Below are 20062 nucleotides of genomic sequence, written 5' to 3'. Positions count from 1 at the left end.
ACTGGTTTTTGAATTTCCCCAATTAGGACTTACAAGTGCCCTTTGTTGCTTATTTTCTAAGTAAGATTAGCAACTTGGGCTTTTAATAAAGTGCTCCGCAAATCAAACAGCGTGCTACAGAAAACTATGCAGAGTTAATCAAGAACAGCAGTTTGCAGATCTTGTTCTAAAACAATTTTACCGATCACTTGTTGCTGTTCCTGTAACTCATGCGCTTTGGCAACCTCACTGAAACGAACAGTTGCCCCTACTAAAGGTTTGATCACTCCTTGTTCAGCCAATTCTGCAATATTAGAAAGAATATCGCCATAATGCTTGCGAGCTTCGGCAGCATCTAAATTCATAATTGTATTGGGCATAAATATATAATGCAGGGTTCCGCTCTTACGATGCAATGGCCGTAAATCAGCCTCTGCACAAGCTACAATGGCACAAATAACACCAGATTCTTTAAGTGCTTCTAAGGAGGCATCCAGATTTTTCCCGCCTACGGTATCAAAAACAACATCAAACCCTTTCCCATCGGTATGTTGTTGAACATACTCTGCTACGGAAGTGGTTTTATAATTAATGATAATAGCCCCTCTTTCCTGTGCAAAGGCCGCCTTCTTTTCATCAGAAGCAGTCACGTAGGTTTGTGCTCCTTTCCATAATGCCAATTGTAAGGCAATAGAGCCTACACCGCCTGATGCGGCATGAATAAGTACCTTCTGCCCCGGCTGAATATTTGCCTTATCGAATAAAGCTAACCAGGCTGTAATGCCAACCAAAGGCAAAGAAGCGCTTTCAATGACGGTCAGATTTTCAGGTTTTAAAGCCATCAATGCCGGATCAACCAGCATATATTCGGCAATAGCACCTTGCGTGCCTTTAAAACCGCCGGCACAACCATAAACTATATCACCTAAAGCAAACTGCTGTACTGCCGAACCACATTGTACTACCTCGCCAACCACATCGCTATGTAAAATGGCCGGCATCTCTGGCATTGCAGCAGGGTAAATCCCACTGCGTAACTTGCAATCAACAGGGTTGACACTGGAAGCCAGCACACGAATGAGCATCTGCTTCTCGTTCACTTTAGGGATAGGCACCTGCTCCAGCCCAAATGCTTGAGCAGCTGGCCCAAAAGCACGCACAACCTGTGCATACATCATTGTATTTTCATTTGTCATTTAGTCATCCTGGCATAACCTGTGATATATAGTATTTAGCACATAAATAATTTTGTTAATACTATTTATCTCAGATTAAAATAATCCCGGCAGACTCACTAAATGTTATGTCAGGGATTACGCTTTTAACACACTTGCGATTCCTACGCTGATTTCGATTATTCACCATCAAAACGATGCTTCGAAGCGTGTTGCAAAAAAGGTTGGCATGACCTTGATGAAAAAAACGAGTTTTAAAAATGCTTTGGTTGATGTTTTTTGTCTCAATAGAGAGGGACGCACAGTTTAGGGCGGCGTAAACCAGAACCCATCCATAATTCTGGTTTAATTTTCATTCGAGTTACAAGGAAAGCGAGCTCATATTTTTTTCCAGAGCACATGATAATTGATCTATAAGCTCTTGAACTCTAGTATTGTACAATCTTGAGAAATTATCACGATCCATTTTTACCAGGCTGCCCGCCCAGACACATATTCTGGCGCCTAGTACGTGATCACCTCGAACAATAGTCGTTTCTTTTCCAAGAGAATAAAGATAACTCTCCACATCGGCATAACATTCTTCATCCTCCAGATAACCTATATATTGAAGCGGCGGACGATTATCTTTATTTATACTAAAGTCATGTTCTTTATCCCAGACAAATACTGGTGAAAAAATAATGGGGGAATCTGCTGGCGGTAAACTACGAGTTGGAAGACTAGGACGAAATATTTCTAATAACATATGACGAGGCATTTTCTTTTGCTCTTCGCCTACTTTATTAAATAAGAAGATAAACATATTACTTATTTCTGTTTTTTCTATTTCTGTACCAGCGTGATACTTTGCCTTGTATTTATTATAAGTAGATAAGTAGTTATCATAGGCTTTTAATAGGGGCTCAATGTTGTAATGTTCTTTCTGTTCTTCTTTTTGTTGTTTAAATAATTCTAATTGATCGGGGTGATCTTTAACCAATTCTAAAAACATCGCCCACATGTAACTATCATAGTTTTTAAAAGCTAGTTTTAAGGGACTAATGTATTCTGGAGAAGTAGGACTATATACTGGTTCGACATTAACCTCTTCGGGTAAGGAAGCAATAGTTTGGTGGCTATTTCTGTCGTAGGGAACATGTTGAAACATTAAATCAGGGTTCAATTTTGCTAATTTTTCTGCTTCCGCGTAATCCGCGTTAGCTACTCGTTCGAGTAACAGATAGATATCTAATGTTTGATAATTTTTCTTACAATTTTCAAAAATTTCTTTTCTTTCTGGACTGTTTTGAAAATATTTAAGAAAAATAGCCTGCATACGAGCATTATTGGTTTCTACTGCATATTTTAATGGGCTAGTATATTGACAACTAGTATAGTGACAAGGATAAGGCCGTATTTTATCGTTGCTGCTTTTATCATCCTCTTTAACATTGTTTGCTAAATTAATAGAGATACTAAAAAGATAATTCACTGACTTAAATATTACATCAGGTATTTCTTTTACAATGAGTTCGGCTCTATCATAATCTCCTGTAACAAAACAATTCATTAAAGCATATACTTCTCCTAGAGAATGTGCTTGATTTCTTCTAAAAAAGGAAAACCCCTTACTAGTTAGAGTTAACTTTTGAATAGTCTCTAAATCTAAAGGCATATGGTCTACATATGTCTCTGGTGGTATTTGGAAAAGAACTGAAGAGGAATTATCAATTTCGCTTTCGCCAGGCATTACCAATGTGCTCAAGTTATGGACGAAATGTGATTATATGGTTTAAAATAATTTAATGCAAAAAATACATTTTTTGATGGTTGTTTACTGGTGATGTTTTTTAGAGGAATCAATTGAACATATTTGACAAAAATTATAAATTTTACTATCTTGTATATATCCGTGATGATCTCGGGTTCAAGTAACTGGCTAAGAGAATTGAAATACCAGGGCGTCAGAACATTAATCCTGTAATCAGGAGCGCCAATCTCAGTGATGACATCACGGACCTTTCTACAGCGGGTCGTTTAAAATCAAGCTCTGCAACAGTCAGCTTCAAAAGAAATGGTATTTTATGATCTTTGGCAAGATTATATCGATGGGCGTCATTAACAGCCCATTTTGCTCTGAATAAACATCTGATGTTGTTCTCCTGTGGAACCTCTTTGGAAAAATGATTATGTCCGTACTATCAGGCGCTTGGTTTGGTACCCGTTATTAAACTCCATTCACCAAAACCAGTTGGTAAAACCTGAACATCGGTGAATCCAATGTCTTGTAATAAAGTTGTCAATTCTTTTCTGGAAAATTGTTGCCCGCCCTGAGTCCAAAGTAACATCATAATATTATAAGCAGCCACTCCCAAAGGGCCGGTTTTTGTATTATTAAATAACATTTCATGAATCAGTATGCGCCCTTGCGGGTTTAAGGATTCATAGCTTTTTCGAATTAAAAATTGACATTGCTCTAGTGTCCAAAATTGAGTTCATGAGCAACCAGCAGGACTTGAGCAGCGGGCACACCAAACACAATATCAAAAATTACGTTGGCTTTCTCGGCCTTGATTAATGCCAGGCTTTTTTTAAGGTGTGCTGATTTAATCGATTCAATCGTTTCCATTCGTGCTCCAAAAATCTCAAATTAAATGCGTAGCTTATCAGCAAAACTGGAAAATAGATTGGAAATAGCCTTGTAACGTTTATAATGTTGAGAAATTTACCATCGTGAAATGTTTCAGTTGACGATAAGGTATTAAATGCATCTAACATTATATAGTTTTCGTATATGCCCATTTGTAGAGCGTACTAATATAGTGATAAATGAAAACAATATTCCTTGTGAACGAATTTATGTGGATATACGCAATAAACCTGATTGGTTTTTGAAATTATCTCCTCTTGGTAAAGTTCCTCTGTTGAAAGTTAATGATACGCTTATCTTTGAATCATCAGTTATTAATGAATTTTTGGATGAAATTTCAACTTCAAAATTATATCCTTCTGATCCTGTTAAACGTGCCTATAATAAATCCTGGATTGAATGGGGTAGCACTTTGATTTTCGATGCATATAAAATGACTCTTGCAACAGATGATATCTCTTTTGAACAGCAACGCACCATTGTTGATAAGAAACTTGCTATTTTAGAAAATGAAATTAGTCTTCAACCATTCTTCAATGGAAAGGATTTTAGTATGGTTGATATCGCATACGCTCCATTATTTAAAAGATTTGATATGCTTTCACAGCAGTATGATGTACATCTGTTGGAAAACTATCCTAAATTAAGAAAATGGTCGGAAAATATTCTAACTCGTGAAAGTGTAGTTAAGGGTTTTCATGAAAATTTTGGTGAAGAATTGTTTTTATTATTAAAACTTAAAAATAGCTGTTTAATTAAGCAGGATAGAAGTTAGTAATTCTCCGGTAAGTTCTCTTAACTATTAATGGAATGTTTGTCAGTGAAAAAAACGGAACAAAAAATGACACGCTTCATCATCAATGACCATCGGTGGCATTCCCTCTCCCCAACCCTCTCCCACGAAAGGCATCACCATACTAGCAAAGCTCCTATCGCGGGAGAGGGGGCAGATCGAAGTGAAATTGAAAAATCTATGCTCAATTCAAAAAGCCTTTCACTCGGCAAACACCGGCTTTGTTGAATAAAGCACTATTTTTCAAAGCCTGTGGGAAGAAGGGTTAAATTTTACCCATGCGTTATAATCGGAGTAAGAACAATTACCAATTTCTCCAGTAAGCCCTTTCCTTTAAAGCCTTTTTGCAAACCCTCAGATGCCAGGGATGGCATCTGGGAGCGTCAGGATGACTTCATGCGTGTTTGCAAAAAGGCTTTAAAGGAAAGGGCTTACCTGCTCTGAACTTGCAAGGCATGAATGCTTAAACGAGATAGATACCTTGATTACGCTTCGCTTCATCAAGGCTACCTCTATTTATTCAACAAAGCCGCAAACATCGGAAGAAGCTTATCAGTTACTGAATAGATCAGGCTTCATCAACGGCTCATCGATTTTAATTGAAATCAGTTAGATATAAAATTTCTCCATTTATCTAACCTAATTGCATGGGACTTTGATCCTGGTAAGAAAAATTATATCTACCCTGGTTAAGAGACTCCATTAAATTAGCGAATTTTAATGCACCCTCTTGAAGTTCTTTTAGTGCATTTTTCAGTTTTGGCAAATGTAATAATTCTATTTGCTGAGCATTTGTCAAAATTGCAGTGATCTCATGAAAGCACTGACCATTATTTTGCCGCAAATCCAAACTTAATAACTGGGCTAAAATTACTTTTGTTTCCAGAATTCTATTTTGTTTTCTTGCTTGTATTTTCTCGCTATTTTTTTGGAAGAAATTTTGAATTATGCTGGCTGCTCTTAGGTTAATAAGATTTGGCTGAGCTTTCTTATAAATTTGCAGTTCCCTTCTTGTATCAGCTAATTTATCAGAAAGAACATCAACTCTCTGCTCCAAACTTAAATTTTCGTGATAAAGTTTCTCATGCTCATTATTTAACTCAGCGACAGTGTTTGTTAACTGCTTTAATTTAGAAATAGTTCTTAAGAAATTTGGAGTAATAATTTTTGAATTTATTAATTCAACTTCTATATTCGGTTTTTCAGCTAATAGCCTTTCTAATTGTTTTTCAAATTTTTCATTTAAACAAACGAATGCCTCATCAGGATAAGGAGGATATGATAAGGTTAAATGAAATTTATATAAGCCTCCGCTCTCTGAAATTAACTGAACTAAAATTTCTTTTTCTTCATTCCATTGATTGTATCCAGTTGTTTTCCTTTCGAGTGCACAATCGTTACCAGTTAAAACAAAACACAAAACACGCATGGGTGATAAAATTCCCGTGTTATTAACAGAAATTGTCACTTCATTTTCTTGATTATCCAGGCATGAAACGGAGACTGCTCTATCACAATGCACAACTTCTCTTTGCTTAAATTTCTCAAGAAGCCTTTGTTGCAATTCCTTTTGGAATTGATCCCTTTGCTCTTTTGTAGAAAATTGTAATAAAAACTTATGATCCAAAATACTCGATAGTACAACTGTAACCATATCTACCTCAATTTGTGCAAATGAAAATAATATATCATAATTTGATTAAAAAACAAACAATTGCCAGGTACTTAGAGAGGCAGAATGCTGGGTCACGACCCAGCCTACATTTTTACTGGCATAACAGGAGGTTCAATTTTCGGCTGTGCTTCCGTATGGGTGATTTCGACATGAGCGGTTACACCCAATAGTCCTCCCCCAGCTCCGGCCTCAATTTGTGTTTTCGTAGCGCCATTTTTTAAATTCTGCTTACCTATACCGCCTTTAAAACCAATGCTGCCAAGATTGCCAGTGACAGTAACAGTCGTTTGCGTACACCCGGATTCATCACACTTGGGCGCCAGCTCAAATTGTTTACTCGCGCTAAAAAGGGAGAATCGCGCGCCTACCGAAATGTTATTCGGGCTTACTTCAATCCCCAGAGTTGCAGTTGAAGCGCTGACCTTCATATTTTCGCCATTTAAAATTTGTACTTCAGAACTTGCTCCAGCAGTTAATTTAGGAAATTTTAGCCCTTCTTGCTTTAAAGAGGCGGAGGCCTCTGACTTGTGCGTAAGGCCCACTGTTATATCAGATTTTCCACTAACAGGGCGCGGCGCAATCAATTCCTTCACAGCCTCGGTGCTTACAGAATGACCGCTTTCCTGTACTGAAACAGATCCGGAAAAAGTATTCGAAGTCTGGCTCGTCCGCATACGCTTGCCGGGAGCTGGAACAAACTTCCCAGTTTCAGAATCATGGTGCCTGTTTCTTCCATCGCGGCCCTTGATAACCACGCTTTTTTTGGTAGAAATTCTTCTTTTTCCGGTGCTTATAGAACCAGCTTCTGGTGTTGAGCTCGCTTGCGGCTTTTCGCCTTGAGCAGACGTCAATATGCTGGCGATATTACTATAATCCACACCAGCAACAGGCGCAGAGAGATTTTTAACTTCCGGTTCCACTTCCATTGGTATAGTTTGAACTGGCCTTTCCTTGTTTCCAGCCTGTCGAGGGGCGGGTTTTTGTGAGTTAGGTTTGTAGGTATAAACGTTAAATAAATCCGGTTGTTTGGCAGGTCCTGCAGTAACCGTAGCGCTTTCGCCATTGGTATTAGCGCCAACGCCGGCGCCCATGTTTTTTAAGCTATTCCAGACCGATTTAATCATTTTGGTTAATGCAGAAGAATTTCTTGGAAATTCATAGATTTCATTCGGAGATGCATTCTTAAATCGCCCCTCGGCGAGTGCTTGTGCTTCTGCTGCCGCGTCATAAAAAGACTGAATGGCGTTATCCTCTTCCTTCGGCTCGTAATTTTCCTTGGTTATTACCCTGGCCGTTTTTACAAACTCCTCGGGCTGTTTTTTAGTGCGCACATTATGCGCAATACGATGCAATTCTGTCGTTAACGCCTGTTGTTGTGCTGGAGTAAGTGGTTTGTATCCGTTTTTTGCAAAATTTCTATCCACTATTTCTATGAAAACCTGAGTCCAAATGGATTCTCTGGTCGTACTATTTAATAACGTCTTGACTCGCGGGGTTTGACTTTCATTATTTTCAAATCTGTCCAAAAGCTCTGCGGAAACCCACGCTCCCCTGATTTCTTCCATAAATCTTGAAACCGAGCGGCAAAGGCGGCCATAGTGCGCATCTACATTTTTACTTCCCTGATCGATCATAAAAGTCATATGCATAAGATCACGAGCCGCTTGAGTTTCAGGACTTGTTGCGCCTTCCTCTCCCCATCTCATGCGTGCCATTTGGTGAGTAAGTGCATCTGCCATTGCTGTGCGATTGCCCTCCCCGGCCTTATTCTGTGCATCTATGACAATTGTCGTTGCCATTTTTGAATTAAATTCTTCTTTAATCGCCAGACTCGCTTGAAGGCGTTTAATCTCAAGCAGGGCTAATTTGGTCAGTATTTCAAGAATGGCATATATAGCTTTTAAAGAAGCAATCGAACCGCCGATCCCTGCAGCGGTTAAAAGATTGAAAACAAGGTTATCAGTAAGCGGGCGTTTTTCGATAGCGTTATCACATACGGTGTTTACCAAAGAGCTGGCCGCACTGGCGATAGCGCCTGTAACGCCCTGACTGAGCACTTTAGCGATTAATCCTTTACCCTCTTCAATCAATGGCGCAATTACCGCTTCTGAATATTCAGCCGCCTTATTAGCGGCAACACTACTCATTCCGCCGAATATCGCACCATATAACGCTTTTTCTACAACCTTCTGTATTGTAGGCATTTTTTCTTTCGTGATTGCAGCGTCTAACACCAGTGTACTGGCACGGCTGATTGCGCCAGCGAGCATTGCGCCTATCAGGCCATCATCAACATAAGAGAAGATACCGCCAGATAAAAAATTGCCAATAAACCCTACTAACGCTTTTTTTGCACACAATGTTGCATCAAAGGATTCCTTCTTTTGCTCCCACGCCTTCATAAAACCAGCTAACGCACCGCTTATAAGTCCACCTCCGACAGGAACAAATCCTATAGAGCTAAGATATATACCCGCTCCCAACCCGATTGCAGATAAAACGAAGCTAATTGCCCTTGGCGAGCCGCCAGCAAGACCGTATTGACCAAATCTGACAATAGTAATTCCCGATACTTTTTCTACCTGAACACCATAGCGGGTTATTTGAGCAAATTGTTCTTCAATATAAGTGTTAAGATAAATAACCTGCTCATTGCTATCCAGATTTGAAATTTCATCGAGGCTATCCTTTGCAAACGAGTCAAGAATAAAATAGGGTGTAGAAATTTCCTGACCAAATAACTCTTTAACTATGAATTCAGGACCTGTCTCAGGATTATTAACAAACGTAATCTGGTAGTTTTGAAAGTTTTGAAAGCTTTTGGGCATAATAAATTTTTGTCATGGGCTTTAAAATGGACATATATTATACACTAAAAATAAGGAAATGTTGAGTCAGAACGACCCAACCTGCATTTTTTTAAGCTATTTACTTCCGAGCCGCTATCCGACTCTGGTTTTAGCCTGATCCCACACCACCATTAGCTTCTCAAAAGGATGGCCATTTAAATCGGTGTATCCTTGCTCCTGGGCAATGGCCTTGACTGCATTCAAGCGGCGTTCAAATTTATTAAGCGTCTGGGATAAAGTCTCTGAAGGGCTAAATTTGCAAAAAACGCATAATGAAAAGACGGCATGCAGCAAGTCGCCTATTTCCGCTTGCAATTCTTCCTGATTAATTTGAGGTATTGGTTGGTCGATGTGTTCTTTTATCTCAAAAAACTCACTTTGGATTTGCGCCATGATTTGTTCTGCATTTTCCCAGCAAAAGCCAAAAGCTGCCGCTTCGTTTTCCAATTTAACTACTTTGTCCAAGAGATTCATATTCTGCCTGTATTAAAACGCAACATGCCTATAGTACCTTATTGTAAACCTATTGCTAAATTAAAATAAGCAGCGTAGCCTCACTGTCATTAAGTTAAGTATTCGGTCATTCGGGAGACTGCTTATGTATTCGAAAAGAAAATTTCTAACCGTTTCATGCGGTGCTGTAATTCTGCTATTCAACTTAAAGTTGTTTGGTTCAACTAACCTCCCTGATAGAGAGAAAAATATGTTGTCATTTTCTGAGCTGGCCAATGCTTATGAACAAAGCTTGTTTGATTATTCCCCCGAATTGGGACTTTTTTGGGGAAAATCGGATGTGGCGCAAGATCGATTTACGGATGTATCCCTGGAAGGACATGCCCGCTGGTTGCAACAGGAAGATAATTTTTTGATGCAGCTCAATGCGCTGGATGAAAAGGAATTAAAAGATACGCCGCAATATACTACCTACTTACTGTTAAAAGAAACGCTGGAAGCGCAAAAAGCGAGCCGGATTTGTCATGTGGAATTATGGGATATTAATCCGGCATTTGGCTGGCATAATCAAATGGCCGGCGTCGCTGAAAAACAACCGGTTGGAACGCCGGAATATCGGAAGATGGCGTTAACGCGCTGGCGGACTTTCGGTAACTATGTTGATAATCAAATTAATAATTTAAAATCAGGCGTCAAGCGTGGGTATACTGCGCCTAAACCTGCGGTTGAACGCGTCTTAAAGCAAATTACAATAATCTTAGGCAGTCCGGTTGAAGAGTCGCCCTATTTTGATTTTGCCCGCCGCGATGGCGATGAACAATTTAAGGCGGAAGTTACAGATTTAATCAACACTGTTATTAACCCTTCTCTGAAAAAATATACTGATTATCTTAAAAATGACTATCTTGTTCATGCCCGGGAAGAGATAGGCGTTTCGGCCATACCAGCCGGTACAAAATGCTATCAGGCTCAATTAAAGCAGCAGACTACCCTGGATTTTACAGCCCGTGAAATTCATGAGCTGGGCTTGCAGGCAATACAAAAACTCTCTGCGGAAATTGCAGAAATTGGCCTGAGAAAATATGGCACTGCTGAGATAACAACGATCTTTAAACGGGCAAACAATGAATCACAGAATTATTTTTCAACTGAACAGGATATTCTGGATTATAATTTTGCCGCCCTGGAAAGGGCCAAGGCCAAAATTCACGACTGGTTTGATATCATGCCAAAAACCGAAGGAACAATTAGAGCCTATCCAGCCTATCGGGCCAGAACAGGCGCATCTGGTGAGTATCATCCGCCCAATGACGAAGGCACTGAGCCAGGTATTTTTTATATCAATACTTATGAGCCGGCTAGTAAAAGCCGTATTGATCAGGAGGCGACTTTATTCCATGAATTAATACCAGGACACCATTTCCAGATTGCTCTGGTTTATGAAAACAAATCCCTCCCGACGATCAATCGCTATTTGTTTAATGCAGGATTTGGCGAAGGTTGGGCTTTGTATGTCGAGCGTCTGGCTGATGAAATGGAATTATATCAAGATGATATTTCCCGTCTGGGGATGCTATCCAATGAATCGTTAAGGGCAGCCCGTTTAGTGGTTGACACAGGTATTCATGCGTTTCACTGGAGCCGGGATCAGGCGGTAGAGTATTTAAAGCTGCATACGGCACTTGATGACAATATTATTCAAGGCGAGGTGGATCGCTATATTATGATGCCTGGCCAGGCCACTGCGTATTTGCTGGGTAAAAATGAAATACAAAAATTACGCCAGACAGCAAAAGACCAATTAGGCGAGCGCTTCGATATCCGCCAGTTTCATAATCAGGTTTTGAAAAATGGCATTGTCAGTTTAGCGATATTACGGGGGCAAATTGCGGCCTGGCTGGAGCAAGTAAAAGCATAAATTGATACTATCCAGGATGTAGCCTTGATGCAGCGTAGCGTAATCAAGGTCCCTCAGATGCCAGGGATGGTATCTGGGAGCGTCAGGATGACTTCATGCGTGTTTGCAAAAAGCCTTTAAAGGAAAGGGATTACCCGCTCTGAACTTACAAGGCATAGGCGCTAAACACGTGATAGAAACCTTGATTACGCTTCGCTGCATCAAGGCTACTCTCTATTTATTTAGTTGAGTGTTGGGTTTACCCAACACGCCTTACTTACTGGCAAATCAGAGAAACTTGTGCTAAATCATATAAAAACGCTAAAAAAATAATTCCATGAAAATCGCACTTGAAGAGCATTTTGTGAATCCCGGCTTACTGGATTACTGTATCAGGTATATGCCCAAAGTTTCCGATCAAAAGCGAAAAGAGCTGGTATCGCGGCTTAGCGATTTTCATCAATTACGGCTGGCAATAATGGATGAATCAGGGATAGATTTTGCTGTTCTTGGTTTATCAGGGCCGGGCGTGCAAGCAGAAGCCGATACTAAAACCGCTATTCGGCTGGCCCAGGAGTCAAATGATATTCTGGCAGGCGAGATTGCAAGAAACCCTGACCGCTTCGGGGGATTTGCCCATTTGGCCATGCAATCTGCAGAAGCCGCCGCTGATGAATTGGAGCGCACGGTCACTGAACTCGGCTTTGCCGGTGCAATGGTAAACGGTCATACCAATGGCGTTTATCTGGATGCCCCGCAATATGATATGTTTTGGGAGCGGATGCAGGCATTGAATGTTCCGTTGTACCTTCATCCGACTGATGCTTATATCAAACCCCATGTCTTTGAGGGTTGCGATGAATTATTAAAGGCAACGTGGGAGTGGAATTGCGAAACGTCTTCTCATTTTTTGCGTCTGATCTACGCCGGTGTTTTTGACCGCTTCCCGCAATTAAAGATTATTCTTGGCCATATGGGCGAAATGCTGCCATTTGAACTGTGGCGGCTTGATAGCCGTTCCCAATTAATCTGCGGGAAACGGCCGCTGAAAATGCAGCCCTCGGATTACCTGAAACGCAATCTCTATATCACAACCTCTGGTCAGTGCGACGATGCGCCGTTGAAGTGCTCTCTGCAAAGCCTGGGTGATAATCATGTGCTGTTTTCCGCTGATTATCCCTATGAGGATTGCGTATATGCCGCTAACTGGATAGATAAAGCTGATATCAGTGAAGATATCCGGGCAAAAATATGTTATAAAAATGCCTTGGCAATCATGCCGACCCTGGCGGCTAATCCGTGCTTTGATCAAGTACAGTCAGCACAGCACAATTAGAAATATTTTAAGCAATTTGGTCAATTTATTTGCAAATCCCGGTTTTCTTATCTATGCTGTATACGAAACCACGGGAGAAAACACTATGTCAATTCCAGCAAGCGTCCGCCAAGATAGCCTCACTCTAATACGTATTGTCCTGGGAAATTTGAAAATTGCCAGAGCAAAAGATTTTGAAACCGCCCAAAGTACCCTGAAAGAAGTATTAAACCCACAAGGTTACTATCAGATTCCAGAGCAATACCGCGATTTGGTTAAAAATATTAATTATGCATTCAATTTGCCAAAACTTAGTGCTATCGAATTAAGCGACAGCGATCTGGAAGAGTACCGCGACACCATCAGGCATGAAATTACTTTAAAAATTAAAGAATTAAAATCGCTTGATGATGCTCAAAAACAGGCTTACCTTACCAATAAAATACGCCGGGCAGCTTAAGGCGTGTTGCTTAATTAACTTTCACTAAACGTTCGAGCTGAGGAAACGCTTTAGCGCTGTCTCGAAGCCTGTGGTACGGTGCCAGGCCTTCGAGACAAATGCTCCGCATTTTCCTCAGGCCGAACGGGTAGGAACTTACATTCCAATCTATCTTTTCGGAGAAACCTTTACTTCTTCAGTATTTGCGGGCTGCTTAGTTTTCTCGTCCTGTATTCTACCCTCGGTGATCTGATTTTTGATACTTTTGGCGGAAGCAGCGTAGTTTTTGCTGAGTTGGCTATCAATCTCTTTTATCATCATCGATGCAGTGGCCGTTTTACCGTAAGTTCCGCGAATTTTTCTCACCAGCCACATTTCGCTGCGCAGTTGATTGACAAATTTAAGCGACGGCGAGTCTGGCATCTTTTGTTGAAGCTGTTGTTTTAAGGCTTTAAGTTCTGGTTCAGCCATATTGCCTTTTGCTTGTTTTAATAACGCTATAATTTCATTTTTTTGCTGTTTCAGCGGTAAATTTGTAGCCCTTATTTTATCTGCTGCCGCTTCAAAATCTTTCAGGGTTTTAATCGATTCCGGCTTTAAATACGCTTGTTTAATAGCCAGCGCCTGGCTGATATCGATTTTTTTATCTGAAGTAGACGCCATATCAGTTACAACACAGGCATATTTATAGCTATTTTTTTCATCCTGTTTTTGATTTGCCCGTTCCAGTTTTTCCTTCATCCAGAAAACCTCGTCATCAGACGGCTTATAATGGGATTTTCCGTCACTGGAAAAGCGGTAACAATCCAGCAAAACTGCTTTTTTGAAAGGAGTAATATCCTCGGTATTGGCGCATTCAAAGATATTAGTATAGCCCTCTACCATCTGGGCAAGAATTTCATCTTGCTGCTCCTTTGCTATCCCGGACTGCTCAAGATATGTCACGACTTCTTCTTTAATTGCGTTAAACATCTCCGGCCCATCTGTAGCAAGATACTGTTTGAATTGCTCTGACTCCAACATGCGCGCTTTTAACTCCCCAACCCTTTCCCAGATTGAGTTCCGTACCATATTAATTTTTTCTTTATCATCATTAGGATCAAGATGGGAGACTAGCGATTTTTCAACCAAATCTAGTGGTACGATGCTGCATTTTAAAAAACTCTGCCATTTAGCCTTGATAAATTCAGGATCGTGTTTAAGGTTGATAAATGCTTCTCGCTCTTCTTTGCTGGTATACGCTTTACTGCCGGCGACCAGTATACGTTTTTCAGTCGGCCAATAGTGATTACCTGAGTCTTTCAGATCAGGAAAACCATCCAAATCACGAGTCGAGATTTTGAAAGAATCGTCATTATAAAAAATATTGGCCAGCCTCATGTCTTTTTGCGACATAATACTGTCGGTTAACATCAAATCGTGATCGATTTTAAAGAAAGTAAAATTCTTTACCCCTTTTGCATCTTCAGTCACATAAAACCCAATATTACCTTTATGTAAATCGTCCTCTTCCAAAAAATAGGAGCTGGCCAGAACAGAGGCAAGAGACTCCATATCGATGTGAATTTCCCGCTCATTGTGTTTTTGTAACAAATCCGCGAAAAAACCTGCCGGCAGGCCATCCAGGAACCGCACGCCCTTTCCGGCTTCTTTTAACTGTAATCTGGCTTCTATCGCCTTATCACTGACCGATCCGTCTGCATTCATTTTGTCGCGTTCAGCATCTATATCTGCCTGAGATATTTCGGTTTTGATTGGGGTATATTCCCAATCGTTTGAAAAAGCATAGCCTTTCTGGCCTTGATCCAGTTGTTTTTTAATTTGGACATTAAAGTTTTCAGAGGCCACGCCAGTAACTGAATTGTCGTTTTGCTCATCAACAACAATGCGTGCCGGCGGCGTCAAGCCCGGTTTAATAAAAAGCAGGGCAACTTCGCTGAAAGCGACTTCCAGAATAGATGCGTCAACGCCTTGTTCGCCTTCATGCTTGTTTAGTTTGGTTATCCATGGCGTATAGGAATCCCCGTCATTGGTATAGGTAGTGAAATCCACTTCATGACCAGAAGTTTTAGGCCCAAGCGAACCTTTCATGTGCAAATGACCCTTTTGCAGAGCCCGGGGTTTCCTTTTCGCCATAAAAAGACCTTTATTTGTATATTATGAATAAATTATATACCAATTTTGTTATTTGATTTTTATAGGCTCAGGCTGTAGGGCGAATTGATTGTTTAATTTTTGATTTACCGTTACCATAGCTGGCGGAAGATTGTTATAAAATGACAAGGAGTTAGCTGTGGCAGATAAATTGCAATTAACCACAACTGCCGGCAATCCAATTGCCGATAACCAAAATTCGTTAACTGCCGGCCCCAGAGGGCCTGTTCTGCTACAGGACTACCAGTTAATCGAAAAACTGGCTCACCAAAACCGCGAGCGCATACCTGAGCGCGTTGTACATGCTAAAGGATGGGGCGCTTATGGCACTCTGACTGTAACCCATGATATTACGGCTTATACCAAGGCGGATTTGTTTACGCAGGTTGGTAAGAAAACTGAATTGATTGCCCGCTTTTCTACTGTAGCCGGTGAGTCAGGTGCGGCTGATGCAGAACGTGACGTACGCGGCTTTGCAGTAAAATTTTATACTAATGAAGGCAATTGGGATCTTGTCGGCAATAATACGCCGGTGTTTTTTGTGCGCGATCCCTATAAATTTCCTGATTTTATCCATACGCAAAAACGTCATCCTCAGACTAATCTCCGCTCGCCGACTGCCATGTGGGATTTCTGGTCCTTATCACCTGAAAGCCTTCATCAGGTGACAATATTGTTCTCTGACCGCGGATTACCGCAATCTGTCCGCTTTATGGATGGCTTCGGCTCACATACTTTCAGTATGATTAATGCTAAAAATGAGCGCGTCTGGGTAAAATTTCATTTCAAGACCTTACAAGGCCATAAACACTGGACTAATGAAGAGGCTGCAACGGTAATTGGACGCTCTCGTGAATCTACTCAGGAAGATCTCTTCCAGGCTATTGCTTCCGGCGATTATCCAAAATGGCGTTTCTGCATTCAGGTAATGACCAATGAGCAGGCTAAAACATTCCAGCACAATCCATTTGATCTGACTAAGGTCTGGCCCCATGCACAGTTCCCGCTGATTGAAGCAGGCATTATGGAACTTAACCGTAATCCGGAAAATTATTTCGCTGAAATCGAACAACTCGCGCTTTCTCCTTCCAATATTATTCCTGGTATTGGTTTTTCACCGGATAAAATGCTTCAGGGAAGAATATTTGCCTATGCAGACGCACACCGCTACCGCATCGGCACGCATTATGAAGCCCTGCCGGTTAACGCGCCCAAGTGCCCGGTTCACCATTATCACAAAGACGGCGCCATGCGGTTTTATGATAATAATACTGCTTATAGCGATGCCTATTATGAACCTAACAGCTTTTCAGGCCCGGTTGAAAATCCAGCTTTTGCCGAACCGCCATTGCCATTAGAAGGCGAGGCTGATCGCTATGATCGTCATCAGGGTAATGATGAGTTCAGCCAACCTGCTAAATTATTTCATATTTTTAATGATGATCAAAAAGCAAGACTCTATTCAAACATTGCTGCCAGCATGGCTGGTGTACCAAAATTTATTATCGAAAGGCAATTGAAATTGTTTGAGCAGGTCGATAAGGAGTATGGCGCAGGGGTTAAGCGGGCGTTGGAAAGACTGGGCTGTAGGTTGGGTTAAACGAAGTGCATCCCAACCTACAGTGTTATTAGATAGATGAGCTCTGGCCAGACTGCATTTTAGCCGCTGTTATTTGTTCAGGCTCATCTCTTTCCTGGCGGGATGCACAACCAAATAATGAGCTGAAAAAATCTGGTTTTTGAGGGTATTTATAGCCATCCTGAGCCCGATTCATATATATCGCATATGTTTGACATGTTTTGGGAAAGTAGTTATCAATATCCTCTTTAGATATTCCACTGGGAAAAGTTACTTTCAACCAGTCAGTGCGATCCGGCGATCTAAAATTCATGATAGATTGGACAGAAGCTATCGTATCGCACGTTATAAACTTTTTTTGAGGGTGGTTGAAATTTGAACGTTCTTTTCTAAAAATTTTCCTGGTCTGCTGACTAATATAAATAGAGATGGGTTTTGAATAATGTTCTGATTCAAAATACATATCCAAAGAATCCTGTTCAGACGTTTCTTGAGAATCAACCACAGGAGCGGCATCTGGCTTGGAATCATTAAGTTTTTTAGTATAAATTTTATCAAACTCAACCGCTTGCTCTTCAGTTTCAAACAATACGGCCCGGTCCTCGTTCACATTTTCGTTACTATATTTCCAAACAGTAATTACATCATCTGCGGCGGCAAGCTCATCTTCATTAGGGAAATAAAAGGTATTGTCCTGCTCTCTGCTAATATAGAGCATTTCAATCGCAGGCGCTAATGAAACAAAGTGGGTTTTGCTGTCGCCATCGTTATAACGGGTAAAAAAGACAGGTGTCATTTCATTTGAATTTTCATTGAAGGCAAACATGTCAAGCTCACCTACGGTAACACGCTTATCCTGTCCATTAGCAAAATCAGGGTTTTTATAAGCTTGCATAAAAGTCTTTTCAAATAACCACTTGCGCGGCACTTCAATTTTTTCAATTTTCATTTAATATACCATAATCTATTACAACCAGATCATAATAACATCTTTATGTTCAAATTAAAACCTTTTATACCTAAAGAAGCACACGAACCTGGAACCATTACAATTTCTCCAATTGCTGTTTAACCGCCCGGACTCTGCCTGACAGGGTTTCAATGGCGTCTGCTGTTGCTTTCGCCCCTTTTTCGCCTACGAAGAAAAAGTGATTCCCGTGTACAGTGATTTTCAGATAATCCGGCAGGTTGTTAACCAGAGTTCTTAACTGTTGCCATTGGGCTGGCGCTAATTTTGACGGTTCGATTTTCTGCAAATAATTTTTATTTATCATTTCAGCACGCAGAAAACTCCAGGCATACGGATCAATCAGACTGATTTTGGCGGTTGTTGGCGAATCGTCAACAATCAAAGCAATCCATGGTGTTGTCGCAAAATCAAAAATCCCGCTGTCCTCTATCACCAATGGAATATTTTTACGAATCTGGCCCTGCTTAAACCAATACCCTTCTGCAGCTAACGCAGCTGGAATGTTACCAGTGAACTGGCTGCGGTAAATGTCATAAGACACAATAGCATGACCGTTATCTTTGCTCTGCTCGGTCAACATTTCAAAACATAATGGGAAGAGTTTACTGCGATCAGCTAGATTATTAATCCGCTTTGTATTGACATCAAAAGCGCCAGATTGCATCACATACGGCAACGGCGGTACGGCGGAGAGGCCAATAAACAATTCGATTTCTAACCCTTGCTTTTGCGCAGCCTGACTCACAGTCTGTTCAACAGCTCCGCCCATACTCCAACCGGCAATAATAATTTTATTAGTCAGTTTGTTTTCATCAATAATTTTTTTCGCAATCGCGGCGATTTGCTCGCCCCACTGGGAAATAGTAAAAGCCGGGTAAATCCGGTTAAACACCTGATTATCAGAGGGATAAGACAATGCCAGGAATGGATAACCTTTTTTATGTATCCAGTAATTCAGAAAATCAGCCGGATTTCCCTGCGGATAGCCATAGAAAATCCGGGCCAAATGACCATCGCCCGGAATAAAAATAATCATTGGTTTGGTTTTATCGGCCGATTGAAAATAGACCAGCGATTCTGCCCCGGCCGCGTGCATAATCCGCTCGTGCGGGTAAAGTTGCGCGAAAACAGAATGGGTGATTAGCATTAAAATAATTAAAAATCGCTTGTTTTTCATAGATTTTTATTAAGCGAATGGCTGATAATTTAAGCATAGCATAAGCTGAAATTAACACCGGGCTACGATAACATATAGCCGGGTGCAGGTTCACACTGTCATTAAGTTAAGGACAGTCATTCCCGCGAATTAGGGAATCCATTGCTCCAGTTGGCTCAGAGTAAGAAAGTACTGCTCTCTCCAGTAATCCCTTTCCTTTAAAGGCTTTTGTGCCTGAACGTGAAATAAAAACCTTGATTACGCTACGCTGCATCAAGGCTACTCTCTATTTATTTATCTGATGACAGCTTGGTTTTATTTAACTAATATTAATATACCATGCTAATAAAAGGACTTTAACATGAACAAACCAGTCACAATTAATAAACAAATAGCGACCGATATTAAACGCGGTTGGAAATGGCTCCTGGCGCTTGGAATTCTTTTTATCGTTTTAGGCTCACTTGGCTTGGGAATGGTTGTCGGGCTGACTTTTGTGAGTATGATTTTTTTAGGCGCATTATTACTTATTGCCGGTGGTTCACAAATTGTGGATGCGTTTTATAGCAAACACTGGAATGGCGTAACCTGGCATGCATTGATTGCCGTACTCTACATTATCGGCGGCGCTTTAGTCATTTATGATCCCTTTCTGGCCTCCAGTTTAATCACAGCCATGCTTGCAACGGTGCTTATAATCATCGGAGTAAGCCGATTGCTTATGGCTATGCAATTGAGACATACTACAGGCTGGTTCTGGCTATTTTTAGCCGGTCTGGTGGCTATTGCCCTGGGAATAATGATTTTGGCACATTGGCCATTGAGTGGTTTATGGGTTATTGGCCTGTTTATTGCCATTGAATTACTGGTTGATGGCTGGACCTATATTTTCCTGGCTTTGGCAATACGAAGCAGTAACAAATAAACGATATTTATCAAGCGCTGTCATTAAGAGCGTAGCCTTAATGCAGCGCAGCGTAATCAAGGTTTTTTAAG

At 40.8% G+C, this 20062-nt stretch carries 16 protein-coding genes and 1 pseudogene; 7 read left to right on the top strand and 10 right to left on the bottom strand.

The window, feature by feature from the left end; translation table 11 throughout:
- Nucleotides 1-134: 134 nt before the first annotated feature.
- Nucleotides 135-1175: a zinc-dependent alcohol dehydrogenase family protein gene (locus tag ACFORL_RS03075; RefSeq protein ID WP_382340997.1), complete on the bottom strand. Its 1041-nt coding sequence runs from the start codon at nt 1173-1175 to the stop codon at nt 135-137.
- Nucleotides 1176-1296: 121 nt separating this feature from the next.
- On the opposite strand from ACFORL_RS03075, the pseudogene ACFORL_RS03070 reads away from it, so the two are divergent.
- A pseudogene (locus tag ACFORL_RS03070) lies at nt 1297-1464 on the top strand (GNAT family N-acetyltransferase); the annotation flags it as partial.
- Nucleotides 1465-1515: 51 nt separating this feature from the next.
- Here the strand turns inward: ACFORL_RS03070 and ACFORL_RS03065 are convergent.
- The 3 genes from ACFORL_RS03065 to ACFORL_RS03055 form a co-directional block, all read right to left on the bottom strand.
- The gene (locus tag ACFORL_RS03065) at nt 1516-2886 is read right to left on the bottom strand and encodes a hypothetical protein (protein ID WP_382340996.1); all 1371 of its coding nucleotides are present in this window, start codon (nt 2884-2886) and stop codon (nt 1516-1518) included.
- A gap of 451 nt (nt 2887-3337) precedes the next feature.
- Entirely contained in the window at nt 3338-3595 is a 258-nt protein-coding gene (locus ACFORL_RS03060) for a methyltransferase (protein WP_382341118.1), read from the bottom strand.
- A gap of 17 nt (nt 3596-3612) precedes the next feature.
- Complete coding sequence (locus tag ACFORL_RS03055; RefSeq protein WP_382340994.1) at nt 3613-3765, bottom strand: hypothetical protein; 153 nt, start codon at nt 3763-3765, stop codon at nt 3613-3615.
- A gap of 136 nt (nt 3766-3901) precedes the next feature.
- Here ACFORL_RS03055 and ACFORL_RS03050 point away from each other — a divergent pair, with 136 nt between their 5' ends.
- Complete coding sequence (locus tag ACFORL_RS03050; RefSeq protein WP_382340992.1) at nt 3902-4561, top strand: glutathione S-transferase family protein; 660 nt, start codon at nt 3902-3904, stop codon at nt 4559-4561.
- A gap of 652 nt (nt 4562-5213) precedes the next feature.
- Here ACFORL_RS03050 and ACFORL_RS03045 read toward each other — a convergent pair.
- The 3 genes from ACFORL_RS03045 to ACFORL_RS03035 form a co-directional block, all read right to left on the bottom strand.
- A complete protein-coding gene (locus ACFORL_RS03045; protein ID WP_382340989.1) occupies nt 5214-6233 on the bottom strand; it encodes a hypothetical protein in 1020 nt (339 codons plus the stop codon).
- Between the two features lie 104 nt (nt 6234-6337).
- Nucleotides 6338-9082: a hypothetical protein gene (locus ACFORL_RS03040; protein WP_382340987.1), complete on the bottom strand. Its 2745-nt coding sequence runs from the start codon at nt 9080-9082 to the stop codon at nt 6338-6340.
- A 114-nt stretch (nt 9083-9196) separates the two neighbouring features.
- Complete coding sequence (locus ACFORL_RS03035) at nt 9197-9577, bottom strand: MazG nucleotide pyrophosphohydrolase domain-containing protein (protein ID WP_382340986.1); 381 nt, start codon at nt 9575-9577, stop codon at nt 9197-9199.
- 124 nt (nt 9578-9701) lie between these two features.
- On the opposite strand from ACFORL_RS03035, the gene ACFORL_RS03030 reads away from it, so the two are divergent.
- The 3 genes from ACFORL_RS03030 to ACFORL_RS03020 all read left to right on the top strand — a co-directional run bounded on the left by ACFORL_RS03030 (nt 9702) and on the right by ACFORL_RS03020 (nt 13228).
- Nucleotides 9702-11474, top strand: coding sequence for a DUF885 domain-containing protein (locus ACFORL_RS03030; protein WP_382340984.1), 1773 nt, complete (start codon nt 9702-9704; stop codon nt 11472-11474).
- Between the two features lie 316 nt (nt 11475-11790).
- The gene (locus ACFORL_RS03025; RefSeq protein ID WP_382340982.1) at nt 11791-12789 is read left to right on the top strand and encodes an amidohydrolase family protein; all 999 of its coding nucleotides are present in this window, start codon (nt 11791-11793) and stop codon (nt 12787-12789) included.
- Nucleotides 12790-12874: 85 nt separating this feature from the next.
- Complete coding sequence (locus ACFORL_RS03020; RefSeq protein WP_382340981.1) at nt 12875-13228, top strand: hypothetical protein; 354 nt, start codon at nt 12875-12877, stop codon at nt 13226-13228.
- 147 nt (nt 13229-13375) lie between these two features.
- Here ACFORL_RS03020 and ACFORL_RS03015 read toward each other — a convergent pair whose 3' ends face one another.
- Nucleotides 13376-15298 (bottom strand): hypothetical protein, encoded by a 1923-nt coding sequence (locus ACFORL_RS03015; protein WP_382340979.1) that lies wholly within the window; start codon nt 15296-15298, stop codon nt 13376-13378.
- A gap of 202 nt (nt 15299-15500) precedes the next feature.
- On the opposite strand from ACFORL_RS03015, the gene ACFORL_RS03010 reads away from it, so the two are divergent.
- Complete coding sequence (locus tag ACFORL_RS03010; protein WP_382340976.1) at nt 15501-16961, top strand: catalase; 1461 nt, start codon at nt 15501-15503, stop codon at nt 16959-16961.
- A 28-nt stretch (nt 16962-16989) separates the two neighbouring features.
- Here ACFORL_RS03010 and ACFORL_RS03005 read toward each other — a convergent pair whose 3' ends face one another.
- The gene (locus ACFORL_RS03005; protein WP_382340974.1) at nt 16990-17889 is read right to left on the bottom strand and encodes a hypothetical protein; all 900 of its coding nucleotides are present in this window, start codon (nt 17887-17889) and stop codon (nt 16990-16992) included.
- Between the two features lie 97 nt (nt 17890-17986).
- The gene (locus ACFORL_RS03000; RefSeq protein WP_382340972.1) at nt 17987-19087 is read right to left on the bottom strand and encodes a hypothetical protein; all 1101 of its coding nucleotides are present in this window, start codon (nt 19085-19087) and stop codon (nt 17987-17989) included.
- Nucleotides 19088-19427: 340 nt separating this feature from the next.
- Between ACFORL_RS03000 and ACFORL_RS02995 the strand changes: the two genes are divergently transcribed.
- Complete coding sequence (locus tag ACFORL_RS02995) at nt 19428-19991, top strand: HdeD family acid-resistance protein (RefSeq protein ID WP_382340970.1); 564 nt, start codon at nt 19428-19430, stop codon at nt 19989-19991.
- Nucleotides 19992-20062 lie beyond the last annotated feature (71 nt).

Source organism: Legionella dresdenensis (assembly GCF_042649825.1).
GTDB classification, from domain to species: Bacteria; Pseudomonadota; Gammaproteobacteria; order Legionellales; family Legionellaceae; genus Legionella_C; species Legionella_C dresdenensis.
This window is presented reverse-complemented; position numbering and strand designations above follow the sequence as displayed.